This window comes from Limosilactobacillus sp., assembly GCF_022482365.1.
Classification (GTDB): domain Bacteria; phylum Bacillota; class Bacilli; order Lactobacillales; family Lactobacillaceae; genus Limosilactobacillus.
Genome location: NZ_JAKVPE010000001.1, coordinates 2,189,369 through 2,209,894 on the forward strand (window position 1 = coordinate 2,189,369; position 20,526 = coordinate 2,209,894).

Annotated in this window: 19 protein-coding genes; 16 read left to right on the forward strand and 3 right to left on the reverse strand. The window is 53.1% G+C overall.

The annotated features are described in order from the left end of the window. Window positions 1-311 precede the first annotated feature (311 nt). The 8 genes from LKE23_RS10310 (at window position 312) to LKE23_RS10345 (ending at window position 9,948) form a co-directional block, all read left to right on the forward strand. Window positions 312-1,166: a hypothetical protein gene (locus LKE23_RS10310; RefSeq protein WP_291977254.1), complete on the forward strand. Its 855-nt coding sequence runs from the start codon at window positions 312-314 to the stop codon at window positions 1,164-1,166. Between the two features lie 127 nt (window positions 1,167-1,293). After that, the gene (locus LKE23_RS10315) at window positions 1,294-1,743 is read left to right on the forward strand and encodes a MarR family winged helix-turn-helix transcriptional regulator (protein WP_291977255.1); all 450 of its coding nucleotides are present in this window, start codon (window positions 1,294-1,296) and stop codon (window positions 1,741-1,743) included. Further along, window positions 1,740-3,500, forward strand: a complete 1,761-nt coding sequence (locus LKE23_RS10320; protein ID WP_291977256.1) for an ABC transporter ATP-binding protein — start codon at window positions 1,740-1,742, stop codon at window positions 3,498-3,500. The genes LKE23_RS10315 and LKE23_RS10320 overlap by 4 nt, the downstream gene beginning before the upstream one ends. Next, a complete protein-coding gene (locus LKE23_RS10325) occupies window positions 3,466-5,313 on the forward strand; it encodes an ABC transporter ATP-binding protein (protein WP_291977257.1) in 1,848 nt (615 codons plus the stop codon). The genes LKE23_RS10320 and LKE23_RS10325 overlap by 35 nt, the downstream gene beginning before the upstream one ends. 131 nt (window positions 5,314-5,444) lie before the next feature. Beyond that, on the forward strand, window positions 5,445-6,464 hold the full coding sequence (locus tag LKE23_RS10330) for a serine hydrolase domain-containing protein (RefSeq protein ID WP_291977258.1): 1,020 nt from the start codon (window positions 5,445-5,447) through the stop codon (window positions 6,462-6,464). Between the two features lie 217 nt (window positions 6,465-6,681). Continuing rightward, on the forward strand, window positions 6,682-7,914 hold the full coding sequence (arcA, locus tag LKE23_RS10335) for an arginine deiminase (protein WP_267200990.1): 1,233 nt from the start codon (window positions 6,682-6,684) through the stop codon (window positions 7,912-7,914). Window positions 7,915-8,040: 126 nt separating this feature from the next. Further along, a complete protein-coding gene (locus LKE23_RS10340) occupies window positions 8,041-8,511 on the forward strand; it encodes an arginine repressor (RefSeq protein WP_267200989.1) in 471 nt (156 codons plus the stop codon). 15 nt (window positions 8,512-8,526) lie between these two features. Beyond that, window positions 8,527-9,948, forward strand: a complete 1,422-nt coding sequence (locus LKE23_RS10345) for a basic amino acid/polyamine antiporter (RefSeq protein ID WP_291977259.1) — start codon at window positions 8,527-8,529, stop codon at window positions 9,946-9,948. 57 nt (window positions 9,949-10,005) lie between these two features. Here the strand turns inward: LKE23_RS10345 and LKE23_RS10350 are convergent, their stop codons facing one another. The 3 genes from LKE23_RS10350 to LKE23_RS10360 are packed head-to-tail and all read right to left on the reverse strand — an operon-like array spanning window position 10,006 to window position 12,372. Continuing rightward, complete coding sequence (locus LKE23_RS10350; protein WP_291977260.1) at window positions 10,006-10,311, reverse strand: hypothetical protein; 306 nt, start codon at window positions 10,309-10,311, stop codon at window positions 10,006-10,008. Between the two features lie 13 nt (window positions 10,312-10,324). Then, window positions 10,325-11,032, reverse strand: a complete 708-nt coding sequence (locus LKE23_RS10355; RefSeq protein WP_291977261.1) for a type 1 glutamine amidotransferase — start codon at window positions 11,030-11,032, stop codon at window positions 10,325-10,327. Then, complete coding sequence (locus tag LKE23_RS10360; protein WP_291977262.1) at window positions 11,032-12,372, reverse strand: Mur ligase family protein; 1,341 nt, start codon at window positions 12,370-12,372, stop codon at window positions 11,032-11,034. Before LKE23_RS10360 ends, LKE23_RS10355 begins: the two co-directional genes overlap by 1 nt. Before the next feature lie 181 nt (window positions 12,373-12,553). Between LKE23_RS10360 and LKE23_RS10365 the strand changes: the two genes are divergently transcribed. The 8 genes from LKE23_RS10365 (at window position 12,554) to LKE23_RS10400 (ending at window position 20,333) form a co-directional block, all read left to right on the forward strand. Continuing rightward, window positions 12,554-13,132 (forward strand): thymidine kinase, encoded by a 579-nt coding sequence (locus tag LKE23_RS10365; protein WP_267200984.1) that lies wholly within the window; start codon window positions 12,554-12,556, stop codon window positions 13,130-13,132. A 21-nt stretch (window positions 13,133-13,153) separates the two neighbouring features. Next, window positions 13,154-14,236 carry a peptide chain release factor 1 gene (gene prfA, locus LKE23_RS10370; RefSeq protein ID WP_267201016.1) on the forward strand — a complete coding sequence of 361 codons (1,083 nt, stop codon included), beginning with the start codon at window positions 13,154-13,156 and terminating at the stop codon, window positions 14,234-14,236. Beyond that, complete coding sequence (gene prmC, locus LKE23_RS10375) at window positions 14,229-15,098, forward strand: peptide chain release factor N(5)-glutamine methyltransferase (RefSeq protein ID WP_291977263.1); 870 nt, start codon at window positions 14,229-14,231, stop codon at window positions 15,096-15,098. Before prfA ends, prmC begins: the two co-directional genes overlap by 8 nt. A gap of 5 nt (window positions 15,099-15,103) precedes the next feature. Beyond that, a complete protein-coding gene (locus LKE23_RS10380) occupies window positions 15,104-16,132 on the forward strand; it encodes an L-threonylcarbamoyladenylate synthase (RefSeq protein ID WP_291977264.1) in 1,029 nt (342 codons plus the stop codon). 103 nt (window positions 16,133-16,235) lie between these two features. Further along, window positions 16,236-16,871, forward strand: coding sequence for a uracil phosphoribosyltransferase (gene upp, locus LKE23_RS10385; RefSeq protein ID WP_291977265.1), 636 nt, complete (start codon window positions 16,236-16,238; stop codon window positions 16,869-16,871). A 159-nt stretch (window positions 16,872-17,030) separates the two neighbouring features. Then, window positions 17,031-18,146 carry a YibE/F family protein gene (locus tag LKE23_RS10390; protein ID WP_291977266.1) on the forward strand — a complete coding sequence of 372 codons (1,116 nt, stop codon included), beginning with the start codon at window positions 17,031-17,033 and terminating at the stop codon, window positions 18,144-18,146. Continuing rightward, window positions 18,143-18,931: a YibE/F family protein gene (locus LKE23_RS10395; protein ID WP_291977267.1), complete on the forward strand. Its 789-nt coding sequence runs from the start codon at window positions 18,143-18,145 to the stop codon at window positions 18,929-18,931. Before LKE23_RS10390 ends, LKE23_RS10395 begins: the two co-directional genes overlap by 4 nt. Window positions 18,932-19,055: 124 nt before the next feature. Beyond that, on the forward strand, window positions 19,056-20,333 hold the full coding sequence (locus tag LKE23_RS10400) for a solute carrier family 23 protein (RefSeq protein ID WP_291977269.1): 1,278 nt from the start codon (window positions 19,056-19,058) through the stop codon (window positions 20,331-20,333). The last annotated feature ends 193 nt before the right edge of the window (window positions 20,334-20,526 follow it).

Consider the following 20,526-nt stretch of genomic DNA (forward strand, 5'->3'; position numbering starts at 1 on the left):
TCTGAGTCAAAATTGAGTCAAAACAAGCCGCAGCCCTTAGTAGGCAAGGCGTTGCAATCCCCGTGCGGGTGATTTTAATATTACTGAAAAACATTGATATGGCAATGTTTTGCGAGGCTGATGTGCTTTTTGTACACCAGCCTTTTTTGATGCTGAATAGTTTTCCTTGCCAAGTACGATCAACTATTGATTGCCTGAAGAAAACGGTCGCTAGCTGATAATCTTTACAAAGCGCTTAAAAAAACGATTTTTCATGTTAAAATGATTTTGTATCGATTTTAAGAAATAATGAATTTATGGTGTTTTAAATTATGCGAATCAAGAATCTATTTATTATCGTGGCCGTTGCGGCAGCCATCTTGTTAGTTCTTCAATACATTCGACAGGTTAATCGTCTGAAGCGTGGCGTCAATCACGTTAGTGGCGGGGGCGTCTTCTTTAACTGGCTGATGGCAATTCTCCTGGTGGGAAGTCTTGTCGGTGTCGGTGTAACCTCCTTTACCAGCCGGCAGGAGGCCTCAACTAAGGCGACAAAGGTTAGCAAGCCAGCGAAAACCAAGACCTCAACTAGTGAGGATAAGGAAGTGACGCTGAGCTTTAAGAAAACCGTCCACGTGGATGACAATGGGAATGCAAAGGTGAAATTTATGATTTCGCCGGACACTAAGGTGGTTATTCGTGGTCACCGGACTGGGACCACGTACGCAACCATTAAGGCCCAGTCGGGAACCGGTGTAGTGACGAAGACCGTGACACTCGACACCACTGGGACCTATGACGTAATCGCAACCCGGGGGAAGAAGAAGGTTACTAAACAGCTGAAGGTAAAGGAACAAAAAGTGGAGAGTTCATCATCAAGCAACTCTTCCAGTTCGTCTAGCTCCTCTAGTTCCAGCAGTTCGCACTCCTCCAGTTCTTCGTCGCACAGCAACAGTAACAATAGCAACGCTGGCAACAGCAATGCTAATGCCGGCAATGGTGGCGGCAGTCAGAGCAATGGCGGCGGTACCAGTTACAGCAACGGTGGTGGCGGCAGCTCCTACCGTGGCGGTGGCGGCGGTGGTTCTCGCTCAACCTACCGTGGCGGCGGTAATGGCGGTGGCGGTGCCACTCAACCAACGATTTCAAACCAGCCAAGTGGCGCCATCTCCAACCAACCAGGCTAATCGCATTTTCAAAATGCTCGTGAGCAATTTTGCTCCGGGCTTTTTTGTTTGCATTTTTGGCAGGTCGTGGTAAAATTATCAATCGTTATGTACCTAACGATTTAAAAAAGAGAGGAGCAATCAACAAATGACGGTTACGGATGAGGAATTTTTTCACCGCTTATATGGCCTGATGAAGGACATTTACGTCACGATGCAGCGTTCGCCCCACCCGACGATTTTTCGTGGTCAGGGTCGAATCGTGGCAACAATTTATCGTCATCCCGGCAGCTCCCAGCGCGAAATTGCTAAGCTTGCCCGGATTAAGCCTGGTTCTCTGACCGAAGTTTTGGAACGCTTGGAGAAGGGTGGTTATGTCACTCGCTCGCGTGATCCCAAGGACCGCCGAATTATTCGGGTTGACCTGACGGAACGGGGCAAAGAATTTTATCAGGACTTAATTGCTCGTCGGGACCGTTTTAACCAGGCCCTGCTAGCCAATGTTGACGTGCAGGAGCGCCAGCAGTTCGTGACGGTGTTGGCTAAAATGGAAGAACAGCTTCAAAATTTGGCACAGGAAGGGAATGATCAGCAGTGATAAAGATTGCCAAGAAGAACCTCGAATGGTGGGCGACCAGCCTTGCCGTTCTCTTTTTACTGGTGCAGGTTGGCTGCGACTTGTACCTGCCGACGATTACCTCGGAACTGGTTGACCGGGGGATCATGCGGCAAAACATGGCCAGTGTCTGGCACGACGGCATCTTGATGCTGATCGTGGCTGGAATTGGCCTGGTGGCAGCGGCCGGGAACGTTTATTTTGCGTCAACCCAGGCGATGCGGGTCGGTGAAAAACTGCGTCGACAGATTTTTCACCGGGTGCTGCGCTTTTCCAGCAAGGAGGTTAACCACTTTGGCGACTCCTCGCTGATTACCCGCTCGACCAACGATATCGTTCAGATTCAAAACGTGATGGTTCAGGTGCTGCGGATGATGCTTCAATCACCGGTTATGCTGGTGGCGGCCTGTGTTCTGGCCTACATTCGGGAGCCGAGATTGACCCGGGTCTTCCTGATCAGTCTGCCAATCCTGGCCGTGGCGGTAATCCTGGTGATGTACTTTGCCGTGCCGCTTTTCAAGAGCATTCAGAAGAAAACCGATAAGATTAACCTGGTTTTCCGCGAGGGCTTGACCGGTGTTCGGGTCATCCGGGCCTTTCGTCAGGAAAAACGGGAACAGAATCGCTTCCAGGCGGCCAATGAGGATTACACCGCGACAGGGATCAAGGCCTTTACCCTGGTTTCGTTTCTCTTCCCGGTGATGACCCTGATTCTTAGCCTGACCAACGTTGGAATCATTCTGCTCGGTAGTCACCTGATCGCCGGGATGACCATGCAGGTCGGGAATTTGATCGCCTTCATGACCTATGCCACCCAAATCATGATTTCCTTCATGATGCTTTCGATGATCTTCGTCTTTGTTCCGCGGGCCTCGGCATCTGCCAGCCGGGTCAATGCGGTGCTGGAGATGCCAATCAGCGTCGCGGACCTGCCGGCAGAATCACGGGTTAAAATCGATCCGCACCACCCGGCGTCACTCCAGTTCGACCACGTTAATTTCCGCTATGACGGTGCCGAACGCCTGGCACTCCAGGACCTTCACTTTACGGTTCACGCTGGGCAAACCCTGGCGATCATCGGTGGAACGGGATCGGGGAAGTCGACCTTGGTTAACCTGATCCCCCGGCTCTTCGATATTGAAAGTGGCCAGATTAGGGTAAACGGCCAGCCAATCGACAAGCTTAGCCAGCATGACCTGCATCAGGTGATTTCGATTACCCAACAGAAAGCGGTCCTCTTTACCGGGACGGTGCGGTCCAACCTGCAGTTCGGCAACGACCAAGCAACGGACGAACAGATGTGGCAGGCACTGAAGATTGCCCAGGCGGACGACTTTGTCAAGGAAGCCGGGGGACTGGATGCAATCGTTGAGCAGGACGGCAGCAACTTTTCCGGTGGGCAGCGTCAGCGGCTGGCGATTGCCCGGACGATTGTCAAGCAGGCGTCGATCTACATCTTCGACGACTCCTTCTCGGCCCTGGACTTCAAGACCGATGCCAAGCTGCGACTGGCCCTGCGCCAGGATCCGCAGATTCAGCAGGCGGTTACGGTCATCGTTGCGCAGCGGGTGTCCACCGTTGCCGATGCCGACTTGATCATTGTGCTGGATGACGGGAAGGTCGTTGGGCAAGGGACCCATGCGGAATTAAAGGCCCACAACAAGACCTACCAGCAGATCGTTGATTCACAGATTCAAAAGGGGGATGAGGAACGTGCAACGCAGACCCGGAAGAAATAACGGTAATAGAAAGGCCCAGCACTTCTGGCCGACCACGAAGCGCCTCATTGCCTACCTTCGTCCATGGAAATACGGGGTGCTCTTCTCGATTGTCCTGGCAATCGGCTCGGTCATCCTGTCGATTTTGGCACCGAAGATCCTTGGTGAGGCAACAACGATTATTTACAATGGCGTGATGAAGGGCTATGCCGGGATTAAGGCCGGCCAGCACCTGACCAGTTTGCCAATTGACTTTCACCGCATCATGATGATCGGAGTAACAGTAATCCTCCTGTACGTGTTTTCCGGGCTCTTCAGCTTCGTTCAGCAGATCACCATGACTCGCATCTCGCAGCGGGTGGTCTACAACCTGCGCCAGGACCTGGAAAATAAGATTGGCCGGGTCCCGGTCAGCTTTTACGACACCCACAGCAACGGGGACATCATGAGTCGGATGGTCAACGATATGGATAACATTGCCGGTACCCTCCAGCAGAGCTTTATCCAGATCATCACCAGCACGATCACCTTCGTCGGGGTCTTGATTTTGATGCTCACGATTAGCTGGAGGCTGACCCTGGTGGCACTGATCATCATTCCGCTTAGCCTGGCGGTGGTGGCCTTCGTCGCCCCAACCGCCCAGAAGCTGTTCGCCCGTCAGCAGGCGGAGCTGGGGAAAATCAACGCCCAGGTCGAAGAAACCTATGCGGGACACACGATTGTCCGGACCTTCAATAAGGAAAGTGACGAGGAGAAAAAGTTTGGCAAAACCAACCACCATTACTACCAGGCAGCGTGGAAGGCCCAGTTCTTCTCCATCCTGATCTTCCCCTTGATGAACTTCATTCGGAACCTGGGCTACCTGATGGTTGCCGTTGTTGGGGCCATTCAGGTTATCCACGGCCAGATCACCCTAGGGAACGTTCAGGCGTTTCTGCAGTATACCAACCAGTTTGCCCAGCCGCTTACCCAGATTGCCAACCTGTCGAGCACCATTCAGCAGACGATTGCCTCGGCGGAGCGGATCTTTACCGTCCTGGACGAGCCAGAAATGAATAATGACCTTATTGAAGATCATCCCCTGACAACCACGCCGGTACCAAAGATCGAATTTGACCACGTCAAGTTCAGCTACCGGCCGGAGGAACCGCTGATCGAGGACTTCAATCTGAAGGCGCCGAAGAATCATATGGTGGCAATCGTAGGGCCGACGGGGGCTGGAAAGACAACCATTATCAACCTCCTGGAGCGCTTCTATGAGATTCAGGGTGGCCACATTTACTTGGACGGCCACGACACCCGGTCAATGACTCGCCAGGACCTGCGGAGTCACATCGGAATGGTTCTTCAGGATACCTGGCTCTTTACCGGGACGATCATGGATAACATTCGTTTCGGCCGGGAAGATGCCAGTGACGAAGAGGTTTACCAGGCAGCCAGGATGGCCTACGCCGACAACTTCATTCGGGAGCTGCCGGATGGCTACCAGACCGTTTTGAATGAAGCAGCCTCGAATATTTCCCAGGGGCAGCGGCAACTGCTGACGATTGCCCGGGCCTTCTTGGCCAACCCCGAAATCCTGATTCTCGATGAGGCCACCAGTTCGGTTGATACCCGGACCGAGGCCCTGATCCAAAACGCGATGAATGATCTGCAGAAGGGGCGGACCAGTTTTGTTGTTGCCCACCGGCTTTCGACGATCCGCAACGCTGAACAGATCATCGTCGTCAACCATGGTCACATCATTGAAACTGGGAACCACGAACAGCTGATGAAGGCTAACGGCTTCTATGCCGACCTGTACAACAGTCAGTTTATGGGCAACCAAATTTAATTAAGTGCCGAAACGACGGCCACGACAGCCACCAACTTGTCGTGGCCGTCGTTTTATTTCCCGGGAAATTGCTTATGGTTGGTTTGTCGTTATAATAATGAAAGCAACCAATAATAAGGAGCAAATATAATATGAAAAAATACGCGCAAACAATCGGGCAGCTCAACGCCATGGTTGATGATGGAGTTGTCCCGGGAATGACCTACCTCATCTTTGATGGAGAACAGGAATACTCAGCCGTTCGTGGCATGGCCGAGCTGCAGCCCCACCGGGAGCCGTTGCGACCGGGGATGCTCTATGACCTGGCCTCGCTGACCAAGGTGGTGGGAACGGTGCCGTTCGTGGCACTGTTATTGCAGCAGGGACGACTGGGCTTGGATGATCCGGTGCAAGAGTACCTGCCGGAGTTCACCGACCCCCGGCCAACGATTCGCAACCTCTTAACCCACACCTCCGGAATCACTGGTTATATTCCCCACCGCAATGAACTTTCCGCACCGGAGCTTAAGCGGGCCTTTTTGACCCAGCAGCACGTCGACGATACCCTTAATCGGCAGATTCGCTATGCCGACGTCAATTACCTTTACCTGGGGTGGATTATTGGGCGGCTGTGCAAGGCGCCGGTCCAGGAAGTGATTGCCCAACAGATTCTGCGGCCATTAGGGTTGCCAACCGCCACCTTTCATCCGCAGCCAGAACTAGCGGTGCCAACGGAGATTCAATCCGGCCGGGGACTGATCAGGGGCCAGGTTCACGATCCCAAGGGGTACATTCTCGGTGCCGACTGCGGGTGCGCGGGACTCTTTGCTAGCCTGGCCGATTTGCGAATCTTTGCCCGGCAGCTGATTGAAAATGACCTGGGCAACCTCTTGAAGCCGGCGATTGTGGCCGCCATGTTTGCAGACCAAACACCGATTCCCGGTCCGCATAGCCGCTCGCTAGGCTGGAAACTTTTTCACGATCCGCGAGATGGCCACCCGCTGATCAGCCATACCGGTTTTACCGGTACCTGGCTGGTTTTGGATAAGCAAACCGATCAGGGCTTTATCTTCTTGTCCAACCGGGTCCACCCAACGGCACAAAACCAGGCCTACCTGGATCGGCGGGACCAGGTCTTCGCAACCTATCTGCGGGAAAAAGGCGCTTTTTAAAAAACTTTGTGAAATTATTATTCAATCCCTATGCATACCGGCTTGCGGATTATTCAATCATCCTTGACAAACTGCATAAAATGAGGGCGGCTGTTTAAATTGATACACTTAGCTGCATAAGTACACAAATGACTGTTAAATAGGGATTTGACAACGGTTACATTTATGATAAGATAGAATACGTAATCAAGTGAATCTCTTAAAGGAGTGATTGTATATGCAAAGTCCAATTCATGTAACATCTGAAATTGGAAAGCTGAAGACAGTTATGCTTCACCGACCAGGTCACGAAATTGAAAACGTGTACCCGGACATCCTTCACCGGATGCTGGTTGATGACATCCCATACCTGCCAATTGCACAAGAAGAACACGACTTCTTTGCAGACACCCTGCGCAAGCAAGGCATCGAGGTATTATACTTCGCCAAGTTAGCCGCAGAAGCACTGCAAGACAGCCAGGTTAAGGAAAAATTCCTTGAAACGATGCTGGCTGAATCTGGCTACGCAGCTGGTGCCGTTCACGACGCACTGAAGGAATACCTGTTGGGTATGGACACTCAGGCAATGGTTGACAAGATCATTGCCGGTGTACGGAAGGATGAAATTGACGTTAAGTTCGTTTCACTTGCTGAAATGGCCGAAGACGCTGACTACCCATTCTTCATGGACCCAATGCCAAACGCCTACTTCACGCGTGACCCACAAGCTTCAATTGGTGACGGTATTACCATCAACCACATGACCTTCAAGGCTCGTCAACGTGAATCTCTCTTCACTGAATACATCATCAAGTACAACCCACGCTTTGCCAACAAGGGTGTTCATGTATGGCGTGATCGTTACCACGACACCCGGATTGAAGGTGGGGACGAATTAGTTCTCAGTGACCACGTATTTGCAATCGGAATTTCTCAACGGACTTCTGCAGACGCAATCATGGACATCGCACGGAACCTCTTCAAGGACTCCAACTACGACACTGTTATTGCTATTCACATTCCACACAACCACGCAATGATGCACCTTGACACCGTCTTCACGATGATCAACTACGACCAATTCACTGTTCACCCGCAAATCCTGGACGATGATGGCCAAGTTGACACCTACATCCTGCACCCAGGCAAGGATGGGGACGTTGAAATTCAGCACCGCACCGACCTGAAGAAGGTTCTGGAAGAAGCACTGGACAAGCCAGAAATCGACCTGATTCCAACTGGTAACGGTGACCCAATTGTTGCTCCACGTGAACAGTGGAATGATGGTTCCAACACCTTGACGATCGCTCCAGGTGAAGTTGTAACTTATGACCGGAACTATGTATCAAATGATTTGCTGCGCAAGCACGGAATTCTCGTTCATGAGGTTCGGTCAAGTGAATTATCACGTGGTCGTGGTGGTCCGCGTTGCATGTCCTGCCCACTTGTTCGTGAAGATCTTGATAAGTAATTTAAGTTAAATTAAAAGCAGCAAGTTTATCCGGTGACTCATTGACAGATGGGACCAGAGGGTATAATTTTGCTGCTTTTTCTAGTATTATGAATGATGTAATCACTTTATTGCGAGGGACCCAGGATGGATCGAAAAGCGAGACGAAAATTTATTGAACAGCTAGTTAATGATCGAAAGATTGAAACGCAGGATGAGTTGCTGCGACTCCTTACAGAGGCCGGGGTCGAGACTACTCAAGCAACAATCTCTCGGGACATTCACGCCTTAAACATCGTTAAGGCCAACGACGGGCAGGGACATACCTACTATGTCCAGCTCCACCTGGCACCGGAACACGACTTCAATCGTTTGTACCAGGGCATTCACGATAATGTTCGGACAATCGAGACGGTCCAGTTCTTAAACGTTGTGAAGACCGCGCTGAACTCTAGCTACGCCACGATTTTAGCGGGGATGTTCGATGAACTCGATATTCCGGAGGTCGTGGGGACCTTAGCCGGCAATGACACGCTGATTATCATTAGCAAGGATAACGCGGACGCCAAGCTGGTTTATAACTTGATTGCAAAGCACATTAACACACGAATTGTGTAGAAATGAGGGGATAACATGGATACTGAGAAAAAAGGTATCGGCAAGGGCGAATTGATTGCCCTGATTGTTAGTTCATGTATCGGTACTGGGATTTTTGGGATTACTAGTGATGTCTCAGCTGCCGCTGCACCAGGTCCAGCTCTTCTGGCCTGGGTATTTGCAGGTTTAGGTTTCTTGATGTTGGTTCTTTCATTGAACAACCTGGGTGCTAAGCGTCCAGACCTGGAAGCCGGGATTTTCTCATACGCCGGCGCAGGTTTCGGTCCAATGGGTGAATTTATTTCCGGTTGGTCCTACTGGCTGTCTGCATGGCTGGGGAACATCGCCTTCGCCACGATGCTGATGGCATCAATCGGGACCTTCTTCCCAATGTTCAAGGGTGGTCAGAACGTTCCATCGATCATTGTAGCTATTATTTTCTGCTGGTTACTGACTATCCTGGTTAACAACGGTGTTGAAACGGCCTCCTTCGTCAACATGATTGGGACGATCTGCAAGGTTGTACCACTGGTTATTTTCATCATCATCATGATCGTCAGCTTCAAGAGCGGCATGTTCACTGCCGACTTCTGGGGCCGGGTAGCCAACAATGCTTCCAAGGGGACCACGACCGGTTCTACTTGGACACAGATGAAGGGTACCCTGATGACGCTGATCTGGGTATTTATCGGGGTTGAAGGTGCCTCCGTTATGGCCCACCGTGCTAAGTCCCGTTCAGATGCTCAATCAGCAACCCTGATTAGTTTCGGCCTCTTAGTATTGATCTACGTTATGATTTCCGTTCTGCCTTACGGTGTTCTGACTCGTGCACAATTAGCCTCAATGGGTCAGCCTGCCATTGGTCACGTTCTGCAAATGACTGTTGGTACCTGGGGCTCCGTTCTGATCAACATCGGTCTGATCATCTCCACCATCGTTTCCTGGCTGTCCTGGACGATGCTGCCAGCTGAAACGACCATGCTGGTTGCCGAAGACCACGCAATGCCAAAGCTGTGGGGTGACACCAACTCCAAGAACGCCCCAACGGCTTCTCTGATGATCACTGGTGTTCTGCAGACGATCTTCCTGTTCTCACTGCTGTTCACCCAACAGGCATACGAATTTGCTTACTCACTTTGTTCTGCCGCTATCCTGTTCTCCTACCTCTTCGTTGGTCTTTACCAGATGAAGTACAGTCAGGAACACGGTGAATGGGGTCAATTCACGATTGGTCTGCTTTCCGCTGCCTTCATGCTTGCCTGCATGTTCCTTGCTGGTTGGCAAGAAGTTCTGCTGGTTTCCATCAGTTTCATCCCAGGCTTCTACATCTACTACCTGGCATGCAAGGAAAACAACCACAAGATGACCACTGCCGAAAAGTGCGTCATGGTATTGATTCTGGCACTGTCCGTTGTTGCCATCTGGCTCGTTGCTAACGGCACGATCAAGGTTGGCTAATCGCCAGTTTCACATAAAACAAAAGATCGCAAATCGAAAAATGATTTGCGATCTTTTTTATTTGGGTTGATTTAACTGGGACCTAATCCGGTCCATCTCAAAAACAATGATTGTTTCGATCAGGGTAATGACGCTGATCAGGAGGATCGTGTAGTGATTTGGCAGCAAAATCAGGGCAATCAGCAATACCCAGGACAGCCAGTTCCAGGTTTGCTCCACCCGCATGATCCGGGTCAGGCGCTTATTCTGGGTGAACTGGGGGAAGCGCTGGACGATCACCTGAAAGAGCATGTACAAACGGGTCTCGTAGAAGCTCTCCACCAGAAAAGCAATCGTGAGGCCGAAGAGAAAGATTGATTCCAAAGTTGCCTCCTTCCTAAAACGTCGGCTGGATCTTGAGCGCTTCCTGCCGGCTGAAGTCCTCGTCCGGGTACTTGTTCTTCAATGCCCGCAGGAGGAGGGTCTTAGCGATTTCACCGTTTCGGGTCAGGATTGGCCCATGGAAGTACGAGCAGTAGGTCGACTTGTAAATTGCCCCCTCGGTGTGGTCCTCACCGTTGTTGCCGTGACCGGAGATGACCATCCCCAACGGCTTCTCGCTCTTACCGATAAAGGTGCGGCCGTTGTGATTCTCAAAGCCGTGGTATTCCTGGCCGTTTTCGGGGTTCTTGATTGTGATGTCGCCGATGAAACGATTGTTGTCCTGGCTCAGGGTGTAGTGATCAAGGATGCCCAGGCCGGGAATCTTTTCACCGTTTGCACCGATGTAGTAGTGACCAAGCAACTGGTAGCCCCCGCAGATTGCCAGGAAGGGCTTGTTTTCGTTGATGAACTTGTCGATTCCGGCCTTCTTGTTTGGCAGGTCGTGAGAGACCACGAGCTGCTCGTAGTCCTGGCCACCGCCGAAGAGGGCAAGGTCGAAGCGGTCGGGATCAAAGTCGTTATCGATGCTGATGACCTCAACGGCGATGTCGGCATCCATCTGCTTGGCATAGTAGCGCAGGGCAATGATGTTGCCAACGTCACTGTAGGTGTTGAGCAGGTCGCCGTAAAGATGGGCGAGTCGTAAGTGATACTTTGCCATTAGTCCATACCGCCTTTCTTCAAGTAATTCTTTTCCGCCAACAGTTTGCGCAGCTGCAGCATGGCCGTGTAGGTGGCCAGAATGTAGACGTGCTCAGTCGGCATCTGCTTGATTTTGTCGATCACGTGGGTCAGGTCGGGCTCGTGCCAAACGTTGTCAATCCCGGCCATCGTCAGGCGGGTCGTAATGTCCTTGTAGCGTTCACCCCCGGTCATGTACTGCGGAATCGGGTGCTGGCTGAGCTTTTCAAAGTTGCCGTCCCAGATCCAGCTGGTGTCGATCCCGTCAGCGTAGTTGGCGTTGAGCAGGAAAGCAAAGGAAAACGGCTTGGGGTCGGTTTCGATCATGTCCAGGACCTGGTTTAAGCCGACCGGATTCTTGACCAGGATGATTGTAACCTGCTTGCCGTCAACGTCGATGATTTCCTGGCGCCCGAAGACCCGCTCGTCGGATTCAAAGGCGTGCTTGATCTGTTCCTGGTTGACGCCGAGAAAGCGGCCCAGTGAGTAGGCGGCCAGGGCGTTGTAAATATTGTAGAGCCCACCGATCCCGATGGTGTACTGCTGGCCGTCGATTTCAAAGATTGAATTGGTCGGGGTCAGCTTGTCAATCTTAGTGACAGCGTAGGTCAAAGCCGGTCGGTGGAAACCACAGTGTGGGCAGAAGTAGTCGCCCAGCCCGGCATAGGTCCGCATGTGGTACTTGAGAATGTGCTGGCACTTTGGACAGAGCAGACCATCGGTGTTGGCCGGAGCGCTGAAGGCTGGGTGGTGCTCGTGATTGAACCCGTAGTAAATGATCGGGTTGGGTAGGTCCTTGCTGTGGAAGAGCTGCTCGTCACCATTGGCAATGATCGTGGCCTTAGGTGCCATCTTGACCCCGCGCAGAATCTTGTTGTAGGTGGTGTAGATTTCACCGTAGCGGTCCATCTGATCGCGGAAGATGTTGGTAAAGACGAAGGCCTTCGGGGTAATGTACTGGCAGACAATCGGTACGTTAGCTTCGTCGACTTCGAGCACGGCCAGTCCCTTCTTGTGCGAACGGGGTGCCGTGATGAAGGTCGTGACGATTCCTTGTTCCATGTTCGAACCGGTTGGGTTGGTCAGCACCTGGTCGTAACGTTCCCGGAGAACCCGAACACTGAGCGCGGTGGTCAGCGTCTTGCCGTTGGTCCCGGTGATGATGATCAGGTCATATTTTTTACTAAATGCCTGGAGGATGTTGGGATCCAATTTGAGGGTTAATTTGCCGGGAAGCGAGCTGCCACCATGCATGAAGGTGTGGAGGAACCAGTAGCTGGAGCGTCCGGCAAATTCAGCGAATGAACTTCGAATTGACATCGAAACAGTTCCTTTCTTAATAGAGATTAAATACCGTTTAATTTTAATCTTTATGGATGAAAAATGAAAGCTTTCCGCCTAAATCGATTTGTGAGGTCGTGCCGGAAAGAGCGAAGTATTTAAAAGCATTTGAATTTTCGATATAATGAAGAGTACTATGCAATAAAAAGGAGCACGCATCGTGGCACAGTTATTTTTCAAGTACGGCGCAATGAATTCTGGCAAATCAATCGATATCCTGAAGGTTGCCCACAACTATGAGGAGCAGGGCAAGCCGGTCGTCTTAATGACCAGCGGGATCGATAACCGGTCCGGCCAGGGAGTGATCGCCAGTCGGATTGGCCTGAAGCGGCGGGTGACCCCGGTGATGGACGACACCGACATTTACGAGTACGTCAAGCAGATTGACCACCCCGTCTACTGCGTTTTGATCGACGAGGCCCAGTTTTTGAAGAAGCACCACGTTCTCCAGCTGATCAAGATTGTCGATGAACTGGACATCCCGGTGATGACCTTTGGGCTGAAGAACGACTTTCGAAATGAACTATTTGAGGGTTCCAAGTACCTGCTGATCTATGCCGACAAGATCGAGGAGATGAAGACTATCTGCTGGTTCTGCCCGCACAAGGCAACGATGAATCTGCGCATCCACGATGGCAAGCCCGTGTACGAGGGGGAGCAGGTGCAGATCGGTGGCAACGAGTCCTACTACCCGGTTTGCCGCAAGCACTACTTCCATCCCCAATTAGACCAACAATAGGAGGAAAACAGACCGATGGAAATGAAAGACATCTTCGATAAGCTCCAGGCGGTTGCCGACCGTTACGACGAGCTGAACGAACTGATCAGCGATCCGGAAGTGATTGCTGACTCGCAACGCTTTATGAAGCTCTCCAAGGAAGAGGGAAGCCTGCGTGAAACGGTTGAAAAGTACAACGAATACAAGCAGGTCACCGAGACGATTCAGGGTGACGAGGAACTGCTGCGGGAATCCGACGATCCGGACCTGACCGCCTTGACCAAGGATGAACTGAGCGAGGCTAAGGACAAGCAGGCCAAGCTGGAAAAGGAACTAGAAATGCTCCTGATTCCAAAGGATCCAAACGATGACAAGAACATCATCATGGAAATCCGCGGTGCCGCCGGTGGGGACGAGGCCAGCCTGTTTGCGGCCGACCTTTACAACATGTACCTCCACTACGCTGAACGCCAGGGCTGGAAGGTCGAAGTCGTTGATAAGAACGAAACCGAGGTCGGTGGCTTCAAGGAAATCGCTCTGATGATCACCGGGGACAAGGTTTACTCGAAGCTGAAGTTTGAAAACGGCGCCCACCGGGTTCAGCGGGTGCCGGTGACCGAATCGGCCGGCCGGGTGCACACCTCGACGGCGACGGTCGGAGTCATGCCCGAAGCCGAGGACGTGGACGTGGAACTGGATCCTAAGGACATCCGGGTTGACGTTTACCGTTCCAGTGGTGCCGGTGGTCAGCACGTCAACAAGACCTCTTCAGCTGTCCGGATGACCCACCTGCCAACCGGGATCGTCGTTGCCATGCAGGATGAGCGGTCCCAGCAGCAAAACCGGGCTAAGGCCATGCGGATTTTGAAGTCGCGGGTCTACGATTACTACCAGCAAAAGGAACAGAGCGCCTACGACCAGAAGCGGAAGGATGCCATCGGGACCGGTGATCGTTCAGAGCGGATTCGGACCTACAACTACCCGCAAAACCGGGTTACGGATCACCGGATCGGCTTGACCTTAAACAAGCTGGACAAGATCATGGCCGGTGACCTCGATGAAATTATCGAGGCCCTGATCGTTGCTGACCAGACCAAGAAGCTAGAACAGCTGCGCAATGAATAGCAACAGCAGCTGGACCTACTTTGCGGCCCAGCGCTGGGCCAAAGAGCAGTTGACGGGAACCGAGCTTGACCCAAGTGCCGGGCAGTTTTTGCTGCAAATGCGTCACGACTGGGATGCCACCCACCTGTTGCTGCATAACCGCGATCAGATGCCGGTAACCGAGTGGCACTGGTTTGAAGAGGCGGTCGCACGGCTCTTGAAGCATGAGCCGGCCCAGTACATTGCCGGGAAGGCGCCGTTTTACGGGCGAAACTTCAAGGTTACCCCGGCGGTGCTGGTTCCCGAAGCAGAGACTGCCGAACTGGTCGACTGGGTGCTCGCCAAAATGCCCAATCGGCCGTTGCGGGTACTGGACCTGGGCACCGGCAGCGGAGTGATCGGAATCACTTTGGCACTGGAACGGCCCGAATGGCGGGTGACGCTGAGCGATGTTTCCCCGGCCGCGTTGGAGGTGGCGAGGGAGAACTGCCGCCGCTTTGGCCTGGATTTGCCATTGGTGGCAAGTGACCTGTTCGCGGCGCTTGCTGACCAGCGCTTTGACCTGATCGTGACCAACCCGCCCTACATCGATCACCAGGACACTGGTGTGATGGATCAGGCGGTTTTGGACTATGAGCCTGCTCTGGCCCTGTTTGCTGACGAACACGGTCTCGGCTTTTACCACCGCCTCTTTGACCAGGCGGGTGACCACCTGACTGCAGATGGTCAGCTGTACGGCGAGACCGGCTATGACCAGGAAAAAACGATTCAGGCTCTGTTGCACCGTTGCGATCAGCGGGCTAAGATTGAGACGCGCCATGATGTGGCTGGAAAGATGAGGATGATACACGTATGGGATTTTTCAGGCGCAGGAGGAAATTAGCAAGAATGGATACCAAGATTTTTCAGTTGAGTGACATTGACGAGGCGGCGGCCGCCATCAAACGGGGCGAGCTCGTGGCCTTTCCGACCGAGACGGTGTACGGCCTCGGGGCGGACGCAACCAACGAGGACGCGGTCAAGAACGTTTACCTGGCAAAGGGCCGGCCGAGCGACAACCCCTTGATCGTCCACGTCAACTCGGTGGCCATGGTTGAAAAGTACGCGGCCGAAATTCCGGACAACGCACGGAAGTTGATGAAGGCGTTTTGGCCCGGTTCATTGACGATCATCTTAAAGATCAAGAAGCACGTTCTCTCGAAGACCGTAACGGGGGGCCTGAACACGGTCGCCTTCCGCTTCCCGGACTGCCAGCCGACCCTGGACCTGATTGCCAAGGCGGGGGTTCCACTGGTTGGCCCGTCCGCTAACACGTCTGGCAAGCCGAGCCCGACCACGGCCCAGCACGTCTACCACGACCTGCACGGCAAGATTGCCGGGATTCTCGATAATGGACCAACGCGGGTCGGGGTTGAATCGACCGTCTTGGACATGTCAACTGCTACCCCGGTTATCCTGCGGCCGGGGGCGGTCACCAAGAAGGATATCGAAGCGGTGATCGGCTCAATCGATTTGAATCACCACAAGGTCGGCAAAAACGAAACCCCGAAGGCACCGGGGATGAAGTACAAGCACTACGCCCCGAATGCCCAGGTTTACATTGTTGACCAGGGAACCGACTGGGCTCAGGTGATCAAGTGGATTGCTGATCAACCGTTTGACGTCGGCATCATGGCCGAGGGTTCAATCCTGCAGAAGACCACCCTGCCGATGAACGCCATTCAGTTCTCCCTTGGCACCGGGGTCAAGGACGCCAGCGCCCGCCTCTTTGACGGCCTGCGTCAGTTCGATGACCAGCCCAACGTAAAGGCGATCGTGACCGAGGCCTTCGACGCTACGGGACTAGGGGGCGCCTACATGAACCGGCTCAATAAGTCGGCTGGTGGGGTCCACTTTAGTACTGACATGGTCAAGTAAATGAACATTTGCAAAGATTGTGAGGAGTTTGGCAAACAAGTTTTGTCACCCCTCACTTTTTTTGGTAAAATAGGGGAGAAATTCAAAGGAGTGTGTATAAGGCATGGGCAAGTTTGAAGTTATTGATCATCCATTGATCCAGCACAAGTTAACAATGATTCGGGACAAGAACGTGGGGACCAAGTTCTTCCGGGAAACGGTGAAGGAGATTTCGACCCTGATGGCATACGAGGTTTCTCGTGACATGCCATTGAAGGACGTCGAGATTGAAACCCCGATTGCCAAGACGACCCAAAAGGAACTGGCCGGCAAGAAGGTTGCCATCATCCCAATCCTGCGGGCTGGTCTCGGCATGGTCGACGGGATGACCGACCTGATCCCGGCAGCCAAGATTGGTTTCATTGGAATGTACCGGGACGAGAAGACCCTGAAGCCACACGAATACTTCGTTAAGCTGCCAAACGACATCACGGACCGGCAGCTCTTCATCGTTGACCCAATGCTGGCCACCGGTGGTTCTGCCATGATGGCGATCGAAGCGCTGAAGAAGCGGGGCTGCCAGGAGAAGAACATGAAGTTCGCCTGCCTGGTTGCCGCACCGGAAGGGGTTCAGGCCGTTCGTGAAGCCTATCCTGACGTCGACATCTACACCGCGGGCCTTGATGACCACCTGAACAAGGATGGCTACATTGTTCCTGGCCTTGGGGATGCCGGTGACCGGCTCTTCGGTACTAAGTAATTTCATGATTTTTGCGTCACTAGATTCAGGATGACTGAGTTTGGTGGCGTTTTTCTTGTTGCGAAACTTATAAAGCCCTTAAATTTTCCCCAGAGGCTTTCCTCTTGGATTAGGAATAGTAAAATGGCAGGTAGTGTTAATTGAGAAGGAAGTCTTGCAATGTTTCAAAAATCGTGGCTGAAAAAGCGCCGCTGGCTGTTGCTGATTTTGGTGCTGGTTGGGATTCTTAGCATCGGCTTTACCACCCATAACCAGCGCTTTTATCACCAGCCAATCGCCAGGGTCGTCCGGGTCAGCAAAACGGGGAAGGCACGCCGAACCAGCGACCAGTTTAAAAATGTTGACCACCAGTATGACCAGCGCTTGGTGGCGGTGATCATGAACGGGCGCTACCGGGGACGGCGGCTCACCCTGTCCAACACCTACAGTGATTCCCAACCGATGGACCAGCGCTTCCGGGTGGGTGACCAGGTCTTCTTGACCCAGCTGCACCAGCACAAGGGGACCCTGTCGGCTAACATCGCCGGCTACAAGCGGGACACGGTCCTGGTCACCTTGGCCTGGCTGGTCGTGGCCCTGCTCCTGCTGATGATGGGCCGGTCCGGCGCCTGGGCCCTGGTGAGCGTGATCGTCAACGCCCTGCTCTTTATGGCGGCAGTTACCCTGGACCTGAACGAGAACGGGGAGCACGTGCTGCCCATCTTTAGCGTCCTGACGGTCATCTTTGCCTTCGTCAGCCTGCTTTTGGTACTGGGCCCCAGCAAGAAGATGCTGGCCACCTTTAGTGCGACGGTCATCGGGACCTTTGCCGCCCTGGGAGTCAGTCTGCTGGTCTTTGCCTGGACCCACGAGCGGGGGATCTACTACGAGTCGATGCAGTACGTCACCCAGGTCCCCCGGCCACTCTTTTTGGCCGAAACGCTCCTGGGATCGTTGGGGGCGGTGATGGACGAATCCAGCGACATCATTGCGACCCTTTTTGAGCTTAAGCAGCTAGAACCCACGGTGAGTGCGCGCCAGCTCTTCATATCCGGGCGCAACGTCGGTAAATCGATCATGGGACCGCTGATCAACGTCCTCTTCCTGATTTTCATGGCCGACACCTTTACGTCTAGCCTGCTCTACATTAAGAACGGCAATTCCTGGGGCTATACCTTCGCGATGAACATGAGCCTGGGAACGGTTCAGAGTCTGGTCAGCGGGATTGGGATCGTCCTGGCGATCCCGCTGGTCAGCGCGTTTGGGGCACTGCTATTAGGGAGGCGAGCGAAGTGACGACGATTACGGCCCTCGGGCTGGTATTAATGATTTTAATGATTCTTGTTGGTGGCAAGCAGGGGTGGACGGCATTTTGGAGCCTGCTGCTGAACTTCGGTTTCCTCTACTTTGCAATGGTGCTGATTGCCTTTCACGTCCCACCGATGTTTGTAATGGCCACGACCGGGGTGATTATCCTGGCCGTGACGATCTTCATGGGGGAGGACGACCTGCGCACCACGGTGACGGCCTTCTATGCTTCCCTGATCGTTCTGGCGATTTTGATCCTGTTCATCATCGGCATCGAGCACTGGGCGATGGTCCAGGGCTTTGGCACCGAGGACAGCGACGAACTGGAGGGGATGTCGATCCTGATCGGCATCTCTTACCTCAAGGTGGCCGAGACGGTGATGGTTCTCAGCACGCTGGGGGCGATTGCCGAGGCCGCCATGGCGATCTCCTCCGGGTTGACCGAGGTTCTCGACAACCATCCGAGGATCACCAATGCCCGGTTGATGGGCAGCGGGATGGCAATCGGTCGCCAGATCATCGGCACGACCTTCAACACGCTTTTCTTCGGCGTCTTCGGGGGCTTCTTGGCGCTCTTCCTTTGGTTCGCCGGCCTTCACTACTCGCTGGGCACGATCATGAACAATAAGATCTTCGTGGCCGAGATGTTGGAGATCCTGGTTTCCTTTATCGGCGTGCTGATTACGGTGCCCATGACCGCCTGGGTGATGACCAGGAGACGTAATCACCTGGTTGACAAGCAGTCCCCAAGTAACTATGATAAGAACGATTAAAAACCTTTAAGCGGGATCCCATGAGATCCCAAAGGTGCGTGAAATGATTAGCGGCAGATGGCCGAATTTGAGTGCAGCTTTGGGTGAGATCCCAAGGCTGCTTTTTAATTGAGGAGGGAAAAGAATGGCGCATCGTCGCGATGTCGTACTCGATGTTGATGAGAAGCCGAGGCCCGCGCAGTGGGTGGGGCTTTCTCTGCAGCACATGTTTTCAATGTTCGGTTCTACCGTCCTGGTGCCGATCCTGGTGGGCTTAAATCCCGGAATCGCCCTGTTTAGCTCTGGGGTGGGAACCCTAATCTATCTATTAATTACCAAGCACAAGATCCCAGCCTATATGGGATCGAGTTTCTCCTTTGTCGTGCCGATGATGGCGCTGATGAAGACCACTGGTTACCCGGGGATTGCCCAGGGGACCGTGGCGGTTGGCTGCGTCTACTTAATCGTGGCGCTGGTGGTCAGCCGGATCGGTTCGGCCTGGATCGACCGGGTCCTGCCGCCAATCATCGTCGGCCCGATTGTGGTTGTTATCGGCCTGTCGCTGGCCAGCACGGCCGCCAAGGATGCCACCATCAATTCGGCGACCGGTCACTACGACCTGAAATTTTTTGCCGTGGCGATGCTGACGATGCTGATCACGATTGCCTTCAATATGTACTTCAAGGGCTTCTTGGGTCTGATCCCGATTTTACTGGGGATTGTCGGGGGCTATTTGATTGCCTGCCTCTTCGGGATCGTGGACTTCACTCCCGTCATGCGGGCCTACTGGTTTAGCCTGCCGGACTTCCAGGTTCCCTTTGTCACCTACCGGCCGCAGCTATACTGGGGCGCGATCCTCAGCATGGCGCCGATTGCCTTCGTGACGATGACCGAACACCTCGGCCACATCATGGTGCTCAACGAACTGACCGATCGCAACTACTTCAAGGATCCGGGACTCAACCACACCCTGGCAGGTGACGGGACGGCCTCGATCATTGCCGGCTTTGTCGGTGGGCCCCCGGTGACCTCCTATGGTGAAAACATTGGGGTGCTGGCGATTACCCGGGTTCACTCGGTCTATGTCCTGGCCGGGGCGGCCGCCTTCGCGATCTTCTTCAGCTTCATTGGCAAGCTCAGCGCCCTGATCGAAACGATTCCGTCACCGGTCATCGGTGGGATTTCCTTCCTGCTCTTCGGGGTCATTGCCTCCAGCGGGTTGCGGGTCATGATTGAGCACCAGATTGACTTTAATATTAAGCGCAATTTGATGATCTCCTCGGTGATCCTGGTCGTCGGCATTGGGAACGCCTACCTGCAATTGGGCAAGTACCAGTTCTCGGGGTTGGCCGTGGCTGCCGTGCTCGGAATCATCCTGAACCTGGTCCTGCCACAGCGGGCCTTTAGCGAACAGAACAAGTAAGTTTATTCATCAGACAAATCCCTAAAACTGTATCGAAGTAAAAAGGACGCGAAAGTAGGGCGCCCAAGGCTTAACAAGTGGTTAGAACAACTTAAAATTTTTTGAAATTTTGCTTAAATAATGATATATTAGTGGACGTAACTTGGGCTTAACACGTTTTTTTCCACAACGTTCATCCAATTTACAAGCCAAA